The sequence below is a fragment of the Superficieibacter sp. HKU1 genome (assembly GCF_029319185.1).
GTDB lineage: Bacteria > Pseudomonadota > Gammaproteobacteria > Enterobacterales > Enterobacteriaceae > Superficieibacter.
In genome coordinates this window covers 3871750-3889978 of record NZ_CP119754.1, presented here as the reverse complement: position 1 = coordinate 3889978, position 18229 = coordinate 3871750, and the positions used below count along the sequence as shown (strand labels likewise).

Annotated in this window: 11 protein-coding genes and 7 pseudogenes; 12 read left to right on the top strand and 6 right to left on the bottom strand. The window is 48.6% G+C overall.

Annotated features, from left to right (window positions below):
* Positions 1 to 4: 4 nt before the first annotated feature.
* The 6 genes from P0H77_RS18440 to P0H77_RS18415 all read left to right on the top strand — a co-directional run bounded on the left by P0H77_RS18440 (position 5) and on the right by P0H77_RS18415 (position 4701).
* Entirely contained in the window at positions 5 to 373 is a 369-nt protein-coding gene (locus P0H77_RS18440; RefSeq protein ID WP_016151320.1) for a hypothetical protein, read from the top strand.
* Positions 373 to 783: a TIGR03751 family conjugal transfer lipoprotein gene (locus tag P0H77_RS18435; protein ID WP_006785978.1), complete on the top strand. Its 411-nt coding sequence runs from the start codon at positions 373 to 375 to the stop codon at positions 781 to 783. The genes P0H77_RS18440 and P0H77_RS18435 overlap by 1 nt, the downstream gene beginning before the upstream one ends.
* Positions 783 to 3641: a conjugative transfer ATPase gene (locus P0H77_RS18430; RefSeq protein ID WP_276158678.1), complete on the top strand. Its 2859-nt coding sequence runs from the start codon at positions 783 to 785 to the stop codon at positions 3639 to 3641. Before P0H77_RS18435 ends, P0H77_RS18430 begins: the two co-directional genes overlap by 1 nt.
* Positions 3638 to 4015, top strand: coding sequence for a hypothetical protein (locus P0H77_RS18425; protein WP_004115528.1), 378 nt, complete (start codon positions 3638 to 3640; stop codon positions 4013 to 4015). The genes P0H77_RS18430 and P0H77_RS18425 overlap by 4 nt, the downstream gene beginning before the upstream one ends.
* A 208-nt stretch (positions 4016 to 4223) precedes the next feature.
* On the top strand, positions 4224 to 4457 hold the full coding sequence (locus tag P0H77_RS18420; protein WP_032636833.1) for a YgdI/YgdR family lipoprotein: 234 nt from the start codon (positions 4224 to 4226) through the stop codon (positions 4455 to 4457).
* Positions 4458 to 4473: 16 nt separating this feature from the next.
* Positions 4474 to 4701, top strand: coding sequence for a YgdI/YgdR family lipoprotein (locus P0H77_RS18415; protein WP_032636835.1), 228 nt, complete (start codon positions 4474 to 4476; stop codon positions 4699 to 4701).
* A 349-nt stretch (positions 4702 to 5050) separates the two neighbouring features.
* Here the strand turns inward: P0H77_RS18415 and P0H77_RS18410 are convergent.
* Positions 5051 to 6205: pseudogene (locus P0H77_RS18410) on the bottom strand (IS3 family transposase).
* 143 nt (positions 6206 to 6348) lie between these two features.
* Between P0H77_RS18410 and P0H77_RS18405 the strand changes: the two are divergent.
* Positions 6349 to 6839 (top strand): annotated as a pseudogene (locus tag P0H77_RS18405) (IS630 family transposase); the annotation flags it as partial.
* Between the two features lie 160 nt (positions 6840 to 6999).
* Here the strand turns inward: P0H77_RS18405 and P0H77_RS18400 are convergent.
* Complete coding sequence (locus P0H77_RS18400; RefSeq protein WP_032636837.1) at positions 7000 to 8064, bottom strand: mechanosensitive ion channel domain-containing protein; 1065 nt, start codon at positions 8062 to 8064, stop codon at positions 7000 to 7002.
* Positions 8065 to 8537: 473 nt separating this feature from the next.
* Between P0H77_RS18400 and P0H77_RS18395 the strand changes: the two are divergent.
* The 4 pseudogenes from P0H77_RS18395 to focA all read left to right on the top strand — a co-directional run.
* A pseudogene (locus P0H77_RS18395) lies at positions 8538 to 8897 on the top strand (hypothetical protein); the annotation flags it as partial.
* A 21-nt stretch (positions 8898 to 8918) separates the two neighbouring features.
* A pseudogene (locus tag P0H77_RS18390) lies at positions 8919 to 9900 on the top strand (hydrogenase 4 subunit F); the annotation flags it as partial.
* Positions 9901 to 9958: 58 nt separating this feature from the next.
* Positions 9959 to 10425, top strand: a pseudogene (locus tag P0H77_RS18385) (hydrogenase); the annotation flags it as partial.
* Positions 10426 to 10571: 146 nt separating this feature from the next.
* Positions 10572 to 11393, top strand: a pseudogene (focA, locus tag P0H77_RS18380) (formate transporter FocA).
* A gap of 165 nt (positions 11394 to 11558) precedes the next feature.
* Here focA and P0H77_RS18375 read toward each other — a convergent pair.
* Both P0H77_RS18375 and P0H77_RS18370 read right to left on the bottom strand, forming a co-directional pair.
* Positions 11559 to 12388 (bottom strand): annotated as a pseudogene (locus P0H77_RS18375) (IS5 family transposase).
* 2341 nt (positions 12389 to 14729) lie between these two features.
* Positions 14730 to 14933 (bottom strand): glycogen synthesis protein GlgS, encoded by a 204-nt coding sequence (locus tag P0H77_RS18370; protein WP_194208735.1) that lies wholly within the window; start codon positions 14931 to 14933, stop codon positions 14730 to 14732.
* Positions 14934 to 15767: 834 nt separating this feature from the next.
* Between P0H77_RS18370 and P0H77_RS18365 the strand changes: the two genes are divergently transcribed.
* Positions 15768 to 16373, top strand: a complete 606-nt coding sequence (locus P0H77_RS18365; RefSeq protein WP_194208736.1) for a hypothetical protein — start codon at positions 15768 to 15770, stop codon at positions 16371 to 16373.
* Between the two features lie 171 nt (positions 16374 to 16544).
* Here the strand turns inward: P0H77_RS18365 and P0H77_RS18360 are convergent, their stop codons facing one another.
* Both P0H77_RS18360 and P0H77_RS18355 read right to left on the bottom strand, forming a co-directional pair.
* Positions 16545 to 17468: an IS5 family transposase gene (locus P0H77_RS18360; RefSeq protein WP_032636831.1), complete on the bottom strand. Its 924-nt coding sequence runs from the start codon at positions 17466 to 17468 to the stop codon at positions 16545 to 16547.
* Between the two features lie 83 nt (positions 17469 to 17551).
* Positions 17552 to 17800 (bottom strand): nucleotidyltransferase family protein, encoded by a 249-nt coding sequence (locus P0H77_RS18355; protein ID WP_136129079.1) that lies wholly within the window; start codon positions 17798 to 17800, stop codon positions 17552 to 17554.
* Positions 17801 to 18229: the final 429 nt, after the last annotated feature.

Below are 18229 nucleotides of genomic sequence, written 5' to 3'. Positions count from 1 at the left end.
GGCCATGGCGGGACAGATAACGTTTTTCCCTCTTTCATCCGTGTGCTGGACGTTCAGCGACGGGGCAGGCTGGCATATTGACGTGATCCCTGCGTCTTCTGCGGTTCTGTTGCTGCGACCCGTAGCGCTGTTGCCTGCCGGCGCACCTTTACTGCGCTGGCGCGATGGCCAGCTTTTACTGGATATCGGCAGGTTCTCCCTGCCGCTCAGTGCCCGGGAGTGTGCCGTTTCGTGGCGCAGCCCGAAAATCCCGCGCCGGCTTTACTGCCCGCGTATGACATTACGGGAGCTGGGGCACCTGCTGAATGTCAGTGCGTTCGTTTTTATCTGCGGCGGTTACGATCCGGCCGCCTCACAAAGGAGATACCGGTAATGTACAGAACGGTTTTCATTCTGGCCCTGAGCTGTGTAATGCTCAGCGGCTGCTCAACCTCCAAAGAGGAAATGCTGCCGGCGGGCGATAACACCATGCTTGAACTGTGGAACGGGGCGGACGGTGGCGGCAGTACTTCCCGCCAGTCTGCGGCGGCCCGCGACACGCTGCGACGGCCGCTGACGGGCAGCGAAACGCAGGCGGACGCGCAGGCCGACCGCAGCTACAGCCGTACTCAGGAAAGCGAAATCACCCAGCAGTTTCCCCGGCTGCCCAACCCCGACATGGTGATGTATCTGTATCCCCACCTGGCAGACGGTAACACGCCGGTGCCGGGTTACAGCACTGTGTTCCCGTTCTACAGCCAGACGCAGTATGCCATGCCTGGCGAGCGCACGGAGGCCCTGTAATGCTTTCACTGTTTACGCGTAATAAATCCACCGACCGGCAGACGCCGGTTGATGACGGCCAGTCCGTTCAGGCAGATGAAACCCTGACCGCGGCCGTGAAGGGCCGGCAACCCCTGAAGCGCCCCGGGAAAATGACGCGCCAGGATGAGGAGAAGGTTTATCACGCCAGTCCGTCCATCATTGACTTTTTGCCCTGGGCAGAATTTCTCGATGAAGAGCAGTGTCTCCTGCTTGATGACGGCGTGTCGGTGGGGGCCGTTTATGATGTGACACCGGTGGCGACCGAAGGGCGAACCGAAGAGCGCCTGGAGCAGATCCGGGACTCGGTTGAGGATGCACTTCAGGACAGCTTTGATGAACATGACGTGAATCCCTGGGTCGTGCAGTTCTTCTGCCAGGACGAGGACGACACTGACGCTTACCTGGACAGGCTGCGCGGGTATGTCAAACCACATGCACAGCGCACGGCGTTTACCGACGCCTGGCTGGGTGAAATGGAGCGCCATATTCGCAGTATCTCCCGGCCTGAGGGACTTTTTACTGACTCGCTGATTACCGGCCAGCCGTGGCGCGGGCAGCAGCGCCGCACCCGGATGGTTGTTTATCGCTGGCTTGGGAAAAGCCGGGATCCGATGCCGCCGGTGGCGATGCTCAATCAGGTGTGCGACCGGGTCGTTAATGCCCTGGGCGGGGCGGGGATCCGCTGCACCCGGCAGAACGGCCTGCAGGTGCATGGCTGGCTGCTGCGGCTGTTCAATCCGTCACCGGACTGGGTGGAGAAAACCACGCTCTATCGGCAGGCTGCTTACGCAGACCCGCGCGAGACACCTGAAGGCACCGTACCGGTCAGCAATGATTTTGCCGAAACCCTGTGGTTCACGCCGCCGGTCTCCGACCCGGAAAACGGCGTGTGGTGGATTGACAACAAGCCGCACTGCGCGGTGGCGGTGGAAAAACTGCGCATACCGCCGGAGCCGGGCACCCTGACCGGCGAGAAAAGCCGGGGCGAAAAGAAAATCAATGCCCTGATGGATATGTTTCCGGAAGGGACCATGGTGTGCATGACCGTGGTGGTGCAGCCCCAGGACCGGCTTGAAGAGCAGTTTAACCGGCTGTCGAAAAATGCGGTCGGTGAGAATACCGAGTCGGGCCGCGTCCGCCAGGATGTGAAGACGGTCAAAGAGTATCTGGGCAACCGGCACAAGCTGTACCGGGCGGGGATCACCTTCCTGTTGCGCGGCGATGACATGACCAGCCTGAAGCGCAAGCGGCTGGAGCTGTCCACCGTATTGCTCGGGGCCGGTCTGCAGCCGGTACGGCCGGAGTTTGAAGAAGGTCCGCTGAACAGCTGGCTGCGGGCGCTGCCGATGTGCTTTAACCCGGACAGCGACAAAAAACACTGGTACACCCGTCTGACCTGGGTTCAGCACCTGGCCGGTCTTCTGCCGGTAACCGGGCGAGAAACCGGCACGGGGCACCCCGGCTTCAGCTTTTTCAACCGCGGCGGGGATACCCTGACATTCGATCCGCTCAACAAGCTCGACCGCACCCAGAACGCGCATCTGCTGTTGTTCGGCCCGACCGGGGCGGGCAAGTCGGCCACGCTGTGTGCCGCGCTCTCCCAGCTGATGGCCGTCCACCGTCCGCGGCTGTTTATTGCGGAGGCCGGGAACTCGTTCGGCCTGCTGGCCGACTTCTTTGACAGCCTCGGGCTGACGGTGAATAAAATCAGCGTCAAACCCGGGAGCGGCGTCAGCCTGCCGCCGTTTGCTGATGCTCACAAACTGGTGGAAGAAGGCCTGGCCGCCCAGGCCGTGGATGAGAGCGACCTGCCGGATATCGACACGGACGACGATGGCGAGGATGACAAGCGTGACGTTCTCGGTGAAATGGAAATCTCCGCGCGCATGATGATCACCGGCGGCGACCCGAAAGAAGAGGCTGACCTGAAGCGTGCCGACAGGGCGATGATACGTGAGGCGCTGCTGATGGCGGCACATGCCACGTATAAGGAAGGGCGGCAGATGCTGCCGTCTGACCTGCAGAAGGCGCTGTACGACATTGCCTCTGACAACGATGAGGGCGTCATCAATGTCCGCAATGCCCAGCGCAAGGCGAAAGCGGCGGAAATGGCGGAATCCCTGGGCATGTTCACTCAGGCCGGGAGCTTTGAAGCGGAGCTGTTCAACCGCGAAGGGGAGCTGTGGCCGGAAGCTGACGTGACGCTGGTCGACCTGGGGCATCTGGCGCGTGAGGGCTACGAGGCGCAGATGGCCCTGACCATGGTCTCAATGACCAACATGATTAACAACATCGCGGAGCGTGACCAGTTCCTGGGCCGGGATATTGTCTTCACGGTGGATGAGGCGCATATCGTGACGGTCAACCCGCTGCTGTCGCCGTATATGACCAAGGTGGTCAAGATGTGGCGTAAGCTCGGTGCCTGGCTGTGGCTGGCCACCCAGAACCTTAAAGACTACCCGGATATTGCCGAAAAAATGCTGAACATGGCGGAATGGTGGATTTGTCTGACCATGCCCCCGGAGGAGGTCAAAGATATCAGCCGTTTCCGCGCGCTCACGCCGGAGCAGGAATCGGTGCTGCTTTCCGCCAGTAAACTGTCGGGTTGTTATACGGAAGGCGTGGTGCTGGCGAAACGGATCGAAGCGCTGTTTCGTGCCGTGCCGCCCAGTCTCTTCCTGGCACTGGGCATGACGGAAAAAGAAGAGAAAGCCGAACGCCGGGCGCTGATGAATGAATTTAACTGCAGCGAACTGGAAGCGGCAAAACGCGTCGCGCAGAATCTGGACCGTCTGCGCGGTCTGACGGAGAAACAACAGGAGCCTGCCACGGTATGATGACACTGAAGTACCCTGAACCCGCCATTCATGAGCACAGTGGCGGCGCGCTTTTCACCCTGTCGCCTCAGGGGGAGCCCGGCGTGCTCCCGGCGACACATCAGCATCTGGTGAGGCTGCGGGCAATGCTCAGACAGCGCCTGACCGGGCCGGTCAAAATGACCTGTCACCCGCACCGGGTGGGACTCAGCAGCAGCGTGGCCATCTACCTTGAGGGAAAGCTGAAGCAGGCGGTGAATATTCTTATCACCGTGACGGGACAGACGAGCTGGCCGCAGGAAGAGGAGTATGCGCATCCGCGCTGGTATATCACGGTGCCGGATTCGGCTGATCTGGTGTATCTGATGCTGTGGATCAACGGGCTTGACGTATAACTACAGACTTGCCTTCACCAGGGGCATGATTACAAAAAGAAAATAACAATATTGCATACCGGCCCCCAGGGCCGGTTTTTTTGATGATTAACCTCGTTGATGCTCAACAAAGCCCTGTTGATTAAGAATCTGGCTAACTGAATGGAATAGTCTATAATTCAAAAGTTACTGTTTATTATCGTTAAAATTGTTACATAAGGGAATTACCATGAACAGAATAAACCCATTAGCGATAGTTATGGTTGTATTCATAGCAATCATTGCTTCCGGCTGTTCGTCTAATCAGGCCATTAAAACTACTGACGGGCGGACTATCGTGACCGATGGAAAACCTCAGATTGACGATGATACTGGTCTGGTTTCCTATAAGGATGCTCAGACTGGCAGAAATGAGCAGATCAACCGCGACAAAATTACTAATATGAGTGAGCTGGACAACTAATTAAAGGGGAAGTGCTATGAAAAAGTTTTTACTTACGGCTTTTGCGGCAACGATTGTTCTGTCTGCTCTGACTGGTTGTACACGTACCAGTTATGCGATACATACCAATGACGGACGCACGATCATCAGTGACGGGAAACCCAGTGAGTCTGAAACTGGCCTGCTCGGATACACTGATGCCAACGGTGTGAAACAACAAATTAACAAAACCGACGTCAGAGAAGTAGCCGAGATACCACATTGATATCTATGGAAAGCCGCCATTGGCGGCTTTTTTTGTGCCTGCGTGGTTTCTTAATGTAAGATAAAGCAGACTGTCTGCGGCTGTGGTGTTTAATAACAAGGCGATACTATTGTCATAATTTTTCCTGTTAAACTTTGTCAAAAATCAGCCAAATTCATACGAATCCTAAGGGTTATATATCGCAGCATTTTAAATGAGTGTATAGTAGCTGGGGTGTTCTGTAAGGAATTCCAGTTTTTTCCAGACGATGCGGAGATTACACGTTAAGGGGAAAATTATTACCTGCCAGCCTCCCGGCTTTTGATTGCCGTATAAAATGTGATCCTACCCACGTAATATGGACACAACCCTAAGCGAGGTTCTGGTTTTCAAACTGTTCCGGACTGAGACCGCCACAGGCACTGTGACGACGCCACCGGTTGTAATCGCACTCGATATAATTAAACACTGCTGTCCGCATTATTTCCCGGCTGGCAAAGTCCTCTCCGTGGATACATTCCACCTTCAGCGTGTGGAAGAAGCTTTCCGCACAGGCATTGTCGTAACAATCGCCTCTGGCGCTCATACTGCCCTGCAGATTATGGCGTTTCATTAAGCTCTGGTAATCCGTTGAACAGTACTGACCACCTCTGTCTGTATGCACGATGACATTTTCCGGACGTTTACGCCGCCACAACGCCATCTGTAACGCATCGCAGGCAAGCTGTGCTGTCATCCGCGAGGACATCGAACAGCCAATGACTGACCGCGACCACAGGTCAATAACCACGGCCAGATAAAGCCAGCCTTCACCAGTGCGAAGATACGTGATGTCATCACCCACCCACTTCTGATTCGGGCCCCTGGCGTAAAAGTCCTGCTTCAGCAGATTATCTGATACTGGCAGACCAGGCTCATGATAACTGACCAGGCTGAACCGGCGGGAGGCTTTCGCCCGCAGTCCCTGCCAGCGCAGGCTGGCCGCCACGGTTTATATGTTATACACCAGTCACTGACATCCGTCAGGCGTGGCGCACCATAGCGCTGTTTTGTGTCACTGAATGCCTCCCGGACGACGTTATCACAGACAAGGCAGAACTGCTGACGCTGGTTTATCTGATGACGATGCTGATGCCAGACGTACCACCCGCTACGGGCAACCTGAAGTACACGGCACGTGGCTTTCATACTGAACTCAGCCTGATGTTTTTCGATGAAGACATACTTCATTTCAGGCGCTTTGCGAAGTATGTCGCAGCCTTTTGGAGAATGGCCAGTTCCTCATCCCGTTCTGCCAGTTGACGCTTCAGACGGGCGATCTCAGCGGACATCTCCTGTTCACATTCAGAAGAAGAGAGCTGACTTTGCTGTTTGCTTCGCCAGTTGTAGAGCTGTGATTCATACAGGCTAAGTTCGCGGGCGACTGCGGCCACACCCATACGTTCAGCCAGTTTCAGGCTTCCTGACGAAATTCAGGCGTGTGCTGTTTGCGTGGCTTTTTGGTAGTCGATACAGGCTTTGTCATGTGAGGCACCTCTGGTTAAGAGTTTACTCACTTAGTCGCGTGTTTACTATTGCAGGGTAAGATCAGCGACTACCATCTCCGATATTCAGCGCATGTTCAACGGCATGAGTGATAATCTGCCTGTCATAGCAAAGAGTATGGGTATCTACCTCAACCCAAAAATCGGGGCAGACTGGCAAGTGCGCGGGCTGCAAAAACGCGAGGTGACTCCGGGGCGGAATGAAAAATACTATCTGGCCAGAGCGCTGCACACCGGAACGGGGAAAGTCAGCCACGTTGGTGGCAATTGCAAAAGTTTGGTGCTGTTTATCAATCTGCTTAAGCACCTTAAGGCAAGCTACTGCGGCGCTAAAACGATCATACTCATCGTCGATAACGACATCATCCATAAAAGTCGCGAAACTCAGCGTTGGCTGAAAGCGAACCCGAAGTTCAGAGTGATTTATCAGCCAGTTTACTCGCGCCATGGGGGAATCACGTTGAGCGGTTATGGCAAGCATTTCACAACACGATAACGCGCAAACATCAATGCCGTTCAATGTGGCAGTTGCTGAAAAAGGTAAGGCACTTTATGGAAATCGCCAGTCAGTTCCCCGGAGGGAAACATGATCTGGCAAAAGTGTGGCGGTATTAGGCGCAGCTATTTAGGACAAAGGTTCTTGGTTAAAGTGAACATGCAATAAGATGAATGATGTCATTGATATCGGGGGCAGTTAAACGCTCACGGTATCTGTACATTCCGTTACGTATTGCTAAGAAAATTGAGAACGATTAATAACTGATAACTTGAGTTATCAAATACCAGAATCGGTCAGTGTTGCCCTCACATGAGGAAAACTCTGAGGATAATTTTGCTGAATAAACTCAATCATTTTTTCACGCACATGGCAGCGTAAATCCCACGCAATGGGAGAATTCTGTGCCGTCATCAATAATCTGACAGCCATAGTCTTGTCATTAGTATCGGTAACCTGGAGCACCTGAGTCTGTTGATCCCAGAGTTTTGTTTCACTGAGTACTTTTTCAAAATGCTTACGGAGAGGATCTAATGGCATTGAATAATCAAGGTAAAGAAAAACTGAACCCAATATTTGTGCGTTATTACGCGTCCAGTTCTGGAAGGTATTTTCTGTAAAGTATGTAATTGGCAGTACAAGTCGGCGGAGATCCCATATACGCACAACAACATAAGTCAGGTTGATCTCCTCAATCCAGCCCCATTCATTTTCAACGACCACTGCATCGTCAATTTTTATAGGTTGCGTAAAGGCTATCTGAATTCCGGCAAAAAGGTTGACCAGCGTCTTCTGAAGAGCAAATCCAATTATTATTCCTGCTACGCCGGCACCGGCCAGGATTGTAGTGCCAAATTTTCGAACAGCAGGGAAGCTGAGTAGAATCAGGGAAACACAGAATAACACAAGCAGAACGATAGCAACTTTTTTAACATATATTAATTGCGTGCGAATTTTACGAGCGCGAAGGTTATTTGAAAGGTTAATATCATAACGAATGAAAAGCATATCCTGCGCCACATTAATCAATCGAATTAAAACAGAACAAACTGATAAAATAATAAACATATTGATTGTCGATGTAATAAAAACCAAAGAATTCGGATTAATTTTGATATAATTAATCCCAATATTTATTAACAGTAAGGGGATGAAAAAAAACATGGAACCACGAAGATGCTTTTCAAGGGATTTGAATAACTTTCTGTCACGACCCTGCCAGTAACGGATAAGCCTGAGAAGTGTAAATCGGGCCAGAAAACCTAGTGCGAATGAGAAAGTGACGAGCAATACAGCAGGTACCCATGATGGAGCACCAGATAACTCATCTAATAAAAATATCATTATTTCCCCTTATGTTCAGCCAACAACTTTTAGTTGTCAGATAAGTAACAAAAATCAGTAACCATTGTCTGCTCGGTTATCTGCAGATTACATAATTACACATATTAGTTTAGGAAAAATTTAATCAACTGACTTCCCTGGATGATAAAAAAACATAAAGAAACAGATAGCTTATCGGTTGCATAAACATAACTTTATGAAATTTATGAGATATTTAATTTTATAAGCTGTTCAGCAGGATATCTGTACAAAAACTACTCAGGCAAAGCAATTCAGGTATCTTACAGAACATCAGGGGGACGTCTTGCTCATTAAATACACATTATCCATGCTTTTTCCCCACATCCTTATGCCCTTCTGGCTCTACAGTGAGGCGAAAGGACGCAGTGAGACAACCAATGAATATTGATTTGCACACATACGTAAGGGCTCAATATACCGTGTTAATTTCAGACCTAACGCCAGAAAACGCTATGATTCCGATTGTACTAAGACTGAGTGGCATAGTTTCCGCCACGCAGCTACCGTCAGCTATCGGTTATCCAGCGGGTCTTGCTACGCGTCAGATGGCGATGGTCTATGACGAACAACCAGACTACCTGCTGGTACTAGAGGTGAACGCCCCGCACAACTTTGTACCAGATTTGCACCGTAAGATGTTGCTAGCCACTCTCCGAAATACCGACGCACGCATCAAAGAATCGCTAGCCCTTACGCAGGGAGATTTTTCGCAAGATCCGCCTTACCAATTTATGGAGTTGTCCACGCTCACGCAGCATGCAGACAAGGTAGCCAGAATGGCAGGATGTGCTCCAGCTGGCAGTCAGGCGCACCATCAACCTTCCATTTCAGATACCGTCGGCGTCGTCTTTGGGTTATTCGGCACTATGTTGGTTTATACCAATGTCGCCAGCTTTATGCCCGATCCCAATCAGGCTGTTTTCTGGACAGAAGAACTCAAACAAGCGGCTCAGCTTGATTCTACGCTGATGCTGCTGGCCTTTGTTTTATCCTTATTGGCTTCGGAACTAAAACCGGGCTTTTCCCGATGCACGCCTGGCTGCCGGACGCCCATAGCGAAGCGCCCAGCCCGGTCATCACCCTGCTTCCAGCAGAGCTGCTGAATTGCGCTCTGTTGGTATTGATTCGTTACTACATCATTATTTGCCAGGCCGTCGGCGAAGATTTCCCCGGTGAATTACTACTGATATTCGGGCTGCTTTCAGTCGCCGTCGCAGCGTTCTTTATCCTCGTCCAGCAGGACATGAAACGTCTACTGGCTTACTCAAGCGTAGAGAACATGGGACTTGTCGCTGTCGCGCCATGCATTGGCGGGCCGCTGGGAATTCTGGCCGCCCTGCTCCATACGCTTAATCATAGCCTGGAGAAAGCCTTGATGTTCTGCGACTCAGGCAATGTCCTGATGAAGTATGGCACCCGTAATCCGGATGTTGTCTGCGATATGTTAAAAATCATGCCGCTTACCGCCACGCTGCTTGCCGGTGGCGTGCTGGCGCCTGGCGGCATGCCGCCATTCAACATTTTCTCAGCGAGTTTATGACCGTAACGGCGGGTCTTGCCCGCGACCATCTATTTATCACCATCCTTTTATTGCTGCTGCTGACGCGGGTGCTGGCAGGTCTGGTGCGTATGGTGGCGCGAGTATTTTTCGCCCGTCCACCAGAAGCAGTCAGCCGTGGCGAGCTGGGCTGGCTGACGACGGCACCCATGGCTGTTCTGCTGGTGATGATGCTGTTGATGGGCATCCATATCCCACATCCCGTAAGCCAGATTCTGGAGGATGCCTCGGCCATCGTCCTGTCAGTAACGCAGTAACAGCCGGTGAAGTTCAACGGCTGGCAGGATGTTATTAACCCGACTCTCGCATCGGTACCCCCCACTGCGTGAACGCCGGGAAGACATCCCCTGCTGGCAAAATACTTCACGCGAAAAATATCTAAACGCATGAATCGCATTATTGACACCATTCCCGAAGAAACTCTGCGTCATCTGATGTCGTGGGACTGGCCAGGCAACGTCCGCGAACCAGAAAACGTTATTGAACGCGCAGTTCTGTTGATGCGTGGCACCAGACTGAATTTATATATTAATTCAAGACAGACACGCCTGCTGCCTACATTGGGCGACGCCCTCCCTACGAAAGGTCCAATGGCGCAGATGTTGAATCCTGCCAACCCGGAAAACGATAAAGAGGAACGCCAGCGAATTATCCAGGTATTAAAAGAGACCAATGGTATTGTCGCCGGACCGCGCGATGCAGCAACCCGTCTTGGAATGAAACCCACGACACTGCTTTCTCGGGTGCAACGCCTGGGGATCGCTGTCCACGAAGTGTTATGAAAATCGGCAGGTGACGGCAGTCACAATTTTCAATTATACCAAAAAATGTATTCTGGCACGCGCTTTGCGGATATTTCAGCAACTATGCATTTCTCAATGCTCTCCAGGAGTCTGCTAAGAAGAATGATATTTCTTTTGATTTACGTATGCCCGCTGAAATGGCCAAAATGGCGGAACAGGCCGGAGTCTATAAAGTTACAAAGAAAAAAGAACTCGCGTTTTTTCTGGCTGTAACGGCGGGTATCTTCATTTCCATTGCTTTTGTTTTTTATATCACCGTCACTACCAGTGCGACCCCTGCCAGTTCGCTCACTAAAATGGCATGAGATCTCTGCTTTACACTCGGACTGATTCCGGTAGTGGTTTGAGGTGCCGATCTCTTTACCTCAACCGTAATGACGGTCATGGCAAAAGCCAGCAGTTTAATATGCTGGCGACAATTAATCATTAACTGGATTATTGTTTATTTCGATAATTTTATCGGCGCGCTCTTTTTCGTATTTCTGATCTGGTTCTCCGGATAAATCATGAGCAGCAATGGCTTATGGGGACTCAACGTCCTGCAAACCGCCAACCATAAAATGCACCATACTTTTATTGAAGCTGTCTGTCTGGGCACACTCTGCAATTTAATGGTCTGTCTTGCCGTCTGGATGAGCTATTCGGGTCATTCGTTAACCGACAAAATCGTCGCGATGCTGTTACCCATCGGCATGTTTGTCGCCAGCGGTTTTGAACACAGTATCGCAAATATGTTTCTTATTCCCCTGGGTATTATGATTCGTGACTATGCACCAGATGAATTCTGGTATATAACACAAACGACTGCGAATAATTTTCCGAGTCTAACGGTGAGCAATCTTGTTACCGATAACCTGATACCTGTGGCTATTGGTAATATCATCGGCGGCAGCGTACTGGTCAGTATTACCTACTGGATAATATATTTGTGCGAGCAGCATCACTGAAATTACTGACAGTATGATACCTGATTTTTTGTAAATTCATCAGGGCGCATAAGGTGTTATTGAATTAATCAGAGCCAGAAGGCTGGCTAGGCGCCTGACAGAAAGGAATAATATGGGGTTATGAGTCTCCCGTCATGAGAGATGAACTCACCTGGGCAGAGTCCATTAATTACATAATCTTTTGTAAAACAGCCGGATGCACCCCGGTTTCACCATCGCCAGATAATACCTCGCCGTTTTGTCGTAACATGTGGCAATGCGACGGTATTCTTTCAGATGGCCAAAACACCGCTCAACAACGTTGCGAGTGCGGCAGGCATCACGGTCGTGTTGTGAACGACCATCTGCTGCCATTTTTTTATTAGATTTCTGCAGGATAACCACTTTATCCTTTTTCTTTCAGCTCATTGCGAAGCGTATGTCCTGAGTAAGCTTTATCAGCCAGCACCGTATAACCACGACGCTTCATGCTGCCGTTCTGGCGCTGAACACCAATACCGTCCTGAAGACATAATGTGGACTGGCTTTCGTGAGCCTGTCCGGGGCTCAGCACGATATCTAACGGCAGACCGCTTCCGGCGGTTGCCAGATGAATTTTGGTGCTAAAACCACGAGAGAGCGACCCAGCCCATTATCTCCGGTGATATTGGAATGTTTTTTTGCGCACCGGCGGCGCACCTGAGTGCCCGGATATTGCTGCCATGCAGCGCGGTCGCGGACCAGTCAATGAGACCACAAACATCAAGAGAAGAAATTAAACTGTCGAAAAAAATGCTAAAAATTCCCGATTCAGACCATCGGTTAAAACGGTTATAAACGGTCTTCCATGGGCGATAACGGTCAGGCTAATCGCCTGAACACAGCACCCAGAACATGCCGTTAATGAATTTATGGTGCTTAGCCCATTGACGTCCGGCCCGTGGTGTTGCTGGTTCAGCAGGGGATAAGTGCTGGATGATAGTCCATGCTTCATCGGGAAGGTCGTAGCGAGCTATAGTTCAATGTGTTGCGGAAACAGATAGTTACTATAGCTCAGGTGATTAAGGGACACAGCCTAATCATACAGCATCAGTTTTCTGGAACTTTTACTATAGAATGATCCCGCTGTATTCGGTTCTTTGAAAATCCAAGGATTGCGAACAAATTAATAAAAGCTTAAGATCCTTAAGCAGAGTGAACAGTTATAATTACAATTGGTTACAATACCTGCATCTGTCGAGAGGCGTAAGAGACGGAGTGATACACAAATTACCGGGCCGGACAAGTTTGTTTTATAGATCGTACGACCCTGAAAGGTGGTCCAGTCAACCTTTTAATATTCTATGCCGCAGGGATCAGGCTTCACAGTGATATGGTCAGTAAGATTTTTTTGATATCGATTTCATAATTGACCTTTTGTGCGTTCAGAAAGTAATTATTGACTTTATGGTAAGCAATCATAGTAAAACAGTCTAAAGTTTAATGGTGGTGTATCCCCCTGAGCGGCGGGGCGTAAGTGGCTGTGGTTATCTTGCCAACACGCGGTTCATGGTCAGCCAGCCAAAGAACCACCGGGAGGCACCCGGCACCACATTCATCTGTAGGTTACAAAAACTTTTGCCTGCCTGAACTTTTAATCAAGGCAGGCTTTTTTTTAAGAACAACGGTTATTTCGTGTGATCAGGCTTGCATTTTGTGTATTCTCTCATTAATCATGACGAAACGGCTTATGTGAAAAACATGATGAGTTTTCTATTTTGAAGATAGCAGTCAGTCGGATGGAAAATGATAACGCAACCTGACACGCAAATTCCGGCACTGTCACAGACTTGCCGGAGAATGTGTCATTATCCCTACCGTCAAGGCCGTTGATTTCATGTCTGGAACTTCCTGCAACATCCTTCTATATGGTGTTCAGATTATTTCATATAAACAGAGTGTCGGCATCCTTACAGCATACAGCAGGGCTTACGTTCAAAAGGCTACTTTGTTAACATTTCGTGCGATTCGACAGGCTTTTTTGTCTAAGAAAAGGAAAAACGCGTCAAAGTTGTCTAAATTTGAAAAGTGGTGAATCCCCCTGTGCGGAGGGGCGAACCAGTTCTCAATTGGTGTTATTTGTTATTGCTCGCGGGCTTGCTGGCTGGAGCAGGCTCACCGGGAGGCACCCGGCACTACATGTATAACACCTTTTTATTTAGTGGTTTCGTTGAAGCATCGTTCAGCTAAGTTCTTGCGGGTGCAGACTTTGAGTTCTACTCATTGCCTGCCAGTGCAATAGTCATCCCCACTTATGACTTTAATAAAAAAGTGGTGGCGGCAGGGAAAGACCTGCATCACTGCCAGCAATTTGAATTTATTTCCATATGGTTTACCGTTGCTGTCAATCTTATGCCCCTGATAGCGGTAATCTTTAAGGAAACGTTATAACTGTGCGCCCTCTTATCGCAGGATGTGGTCAGTCTGTTTTTATTTTACTCTTAATATGGTTACTGATCGGGGCTTAACCAGACAAATGCTGTACCAGGCTTTTCTTATGTAAACTCTGTATTCTCATTATGTATGACCCGATCAATGTTATGTTTCCGCTTTACTAAAATCCAAAACGCGTTTTAAGATAAAAAATGTGGTGAATCCCCCTGAGCGGAGGGGCGAACCAGGAACGGCTCATCTGCTGTTGTACGCATTGCGAGAATCGCGGGTTATGTGTACTGGCGCAGACCCACCGGGAGGCACCCGGCACCACAATTTTTTTGCAGTCCTTTCTTTTTTGACTTTTTGTGCTTTAGAACTGATTTTATTGCTGACAGGCAGAGAAAACGAAAAAAATTGTCTATGCTTGAGTAGAAGTGAATCCCCCCTATGCGGAGGGGCGTAACCAGCAACCCTTACTCGAGGGTTAACCGTCATCAATACGCAAGTTCCAGTTGCTGGCTGGACTTACCGGGAGGCACCCGGCGCTACATAAATTCGCTTTAGCTTTTTTTTCATGATTATTTGATGCCTGCTTGCCCGAGCAGGTTTTTTTTTGGAATTTCGCTTCAACAGAACTACTTTACTGAAAAGAATCAGAAAATGTTATATAACTGTTCCGGTAAGGTACTGAATTGAAAAGATGGAGTAGATTTTTTATATAATACTGACCAGGGAAAGGGATTCCCTTCTGTATTTAATAACACATCATTTCGGTAACCGATAAGGGCGAGATTGGTGAATGAAGCTTTGCGATATGCTTCCTGATGACTGCTGTACATGTCTTAACTTTCTACGCTCAAGATTTGTATCGCAGACAGGTTAGTTATATAACATCACAGTGAACTGAAGTCCGGGCAGTTATTATAGCCACCCGGCTTGTGATTACTCTGCCAGCTCTTTTGTCTTAAGCTGTTCAAAGTAAAATTCATAACGCTTCAGGAATTGCATCCTGCAGTCTTCATCCATGTTGCCGGTAATAGCATCTGTGGGCAGCTGTCGGCCCAGAAGACGCATTCTGGCAAAACTTAAAGCAATAAAATCTAAATCTCCGGAAAACAAAACACACTTATCACTTTTCAAAGGCATAAATTCCTCCGCTGTCATACAATTTGAAAGGAAAGATGCGCATATACTAAGTATAGTTCAAAAAACGATGATCTGTTTATTTTATTCTGGTAAATTAACGCATCTCAGAAGTTATGCCCTTCTACCGGTTAAGCCCTGTCGCCCCAGAATACAGAAAGTAGCCGCGTATTCTGAGCATTGGCCCATTCAGCAGAATCGATTCCAATCCGGACGTACCATGCCTGAATACTTTCTCTTGACGTTTGACAGGAATATGCTATTTTAGTCAGCCCAACATATACTGAGACGATTGTGTGCGGATTTCCCATTTGGACACAGGCTTGCTGATATCGTATTGATTTAAGCAATAACACAAAACCAGATTCAGAACTTGCAAAACGGATGTAGTCCATAGATATAAAAGATGGCTTAGGGGATAGCATACTTACGGCAAAGCTCCCCCGGAAGAGACCAGGGCTTCGGCCTCCCGGTGAATACTGATGATCTGTTCACCGGAAAAATGCTTCCTCATGAGATATCCTCAGGTTAAAGATGAAGACAATACTAACATCGCGGTGTGTTTATCAACCGGGAGCAGGTCCGTTAGGTTTTAGCCGAAAGCGTCTTGATAAGGTAAGGTATAACATAACCAAAAAGGCGGAACCGCTGACGCTGGTTCTGTATTAAGTTGAATACCATAAGTGAGATCATAATAAGTAACAGAAATTGCCCTGAGGGCATTAAATATTTTATAATTTTCTGACTGTAGAAACAAAATTTTGTATTAAAATTTAATGCGTTCTGGTGTGGATTGCTTATAATGGCAGTCAGGATTTTTTAGGGTAGGCATAAAATATGAGACTGAAAACGAAAGTTTCTGCATCGACGTTTTTCCTTTTTATCATCTCACTGTTTTTTCCATTTTTGGCGGATCTGCAAACGCCACTGATGCACGGTGAGATAGTTAAGTGGATCGAAAACAGCCAGGCGGTCTGGCTCCTGTTTGGTGCCATATTTACGTTTTTTTATATGAATACGATGCGACATGAGCAGAAAAAGTTCTGGTTATGGGCCGTGGTATGGTGGATTGTTCTGTTAGGTAGAAGTATCAGTTGGGGAAGAAACTATTTACCTGATGAACCAAAATTTATCTTTAGAGCTATTTCGATTCTATTGATTGCAATGTTGCTTCTTCCCGTGATTTTTTCGAATGCTTTACGAAATGCTATTGCCATAAGATTTCGAACTGTACAGTTACCGTTATGGACGACTCTGTTTGTAGTAGTGACTTTTCTTATCGCCGATTCGGTAGAACATCATAGATTTATCGCTCCGCTATTTTTGCATAATATGCAGTACACTGATTTAATTGAAGAGCTTTACGAGACTGTTTTTCTGCTGGGCCTTTTTGAAGTATCGTTTGAAGTTATGAAAGATGAAAAAAAACGCCTTTCCAAGTAGCTATATTAAATACATTAATAATGTTGCAGTCCCATAATGATTATCGAGTTATGGTTATCGATTTCCATAAAGTGAAGGACTTCTTTAATAAATGCTCATATTTCGACACTAAAGGGGCTTTGTTGAATAAATCAGATTTGGGGCAAGCATCTTCGTAGTAAGTTGCAACTGTCAGATAATACGCACGCTTTCTGGCATACCTGCCTTTGTCATTTTGTTCAGCGCACGCACCATGGCCAAAGCCTCTGCAACCTGACCATCGTAATCACGCAACGTCAGCGAACCCCCAAATAACTGCTTTACCCTGTACATCGCCGTTTCCGCTATCGACCGACGGTTGTAATCTGTTGTCCATTTCCACCGTGCATTGCTCCCGCTCAGTCGTTGATTCGCAACGGCACGGTTTCGGTCCTCATACCCGACTGGCCAGTAGCCCGCTCCCTTTCGGGGAGGGATGAGCGCACTAATTTTCTTGCGACGCAGTTCGTCATGACATCGCCGCGTATCGTAAGCGCCGTCCGCCGCCGCTGACCTGATTTTTCGGTGGGTCTGCCGGATAAGCCCCGGGAATGCTTCAGCGTCCGTGATGTTGTTCAGTGACAGGTCCGCGCAGATGACTTCATGCGTACTCGCATCAACAGCCAGATGCAGTTTTCGCCAGATACGACGGCGCTCTTTGCCGTGCTTTTTGACTTTCCACTCACCTTCACCGAAGACTTTCAGTCCTGTGGAATCAATCACCAGATGCGCAATTTCACCCCGGGTGGGCGTTTTAAAACTGACGTTAACCGACTTTGCCCGCTTGCTGACACTGGTGTAATCCGGGCAGCGCAGCGGGACATCCATCAGGGCAAAAATGGAATCAATAAAGCCCTGAGCGGCCCGCAGGGTCAGCCGGAATACACGTTTAATCACCAGGACGGTTGTGATGGCAAGGTCTGAATAGCGCTGAGGCCGTCCCCTGGATGCAGGCGTTGCTGACTCATACCAGGCCTGAATCGCCTCGTCGTCCAGCCAGAAAGTGATGGAGCCACGATTAATCAGGGCCTTGTTGTAGTTGCGCCAGTTGGTGATTTTGAACTTCTGCTTTGCCACGGAACTGCCTGCATTGTCAGGATGATGCGTGATCTGATCTTTCAACTCAGCAAAAGTTCGATTTATTCAACAAAGCCTAGTTGTTACCTAAGCCTGCCTTCTAGGTAGCTATCTTGATCAGGTATACAGTGCGCTGAGTCAAACCAGACGACATCCACATCACCAAAGATATGACTTATCCCATACCCATGTAAGTGATCCCAAACTGCATCTCGCACAAACCCTGCACTGATCAAGCCATCATTGAGTTCTATTGCCCGAACAGCATAAAGGATCTTCATTGTAATAGGATCATCTGACCGTATATTCTGCAATGCCTTTTGGTATTCCATTACTGCCTCTATTGGAAATAGTGCCAACTGTGCAAACATTATCAACATTCTCCCATCAATGTCCTCTTCACGCTCTGAGTCGCCTGTCATACCTACTTAAAAAATCGTCTTAGCGTAAGATATTTCCCTTTTTCAGGCGGACCCCGCTATGCACAGCAGCGGAAATAAACTCGAGTAAATGCAATTGTAAACCAGCTAAAAATAAGTGAACTCTTAAAATTTCCTGTTAACACCAGAAAAACCTAGATGATTCCTTCTATAATTATTTTACTAAGTGATTAGCTTAATTTCTGATAGTTTTTACTTTGTATTATACCTAATGGTAACTAATTCCACACAATGATATTGGCGTTACTTGCAAAATCCATTGAATTTAATAGGAAAAACCGATCAAAAGCAGTAAGAATCAATCAAATTAAGATTAGGAAT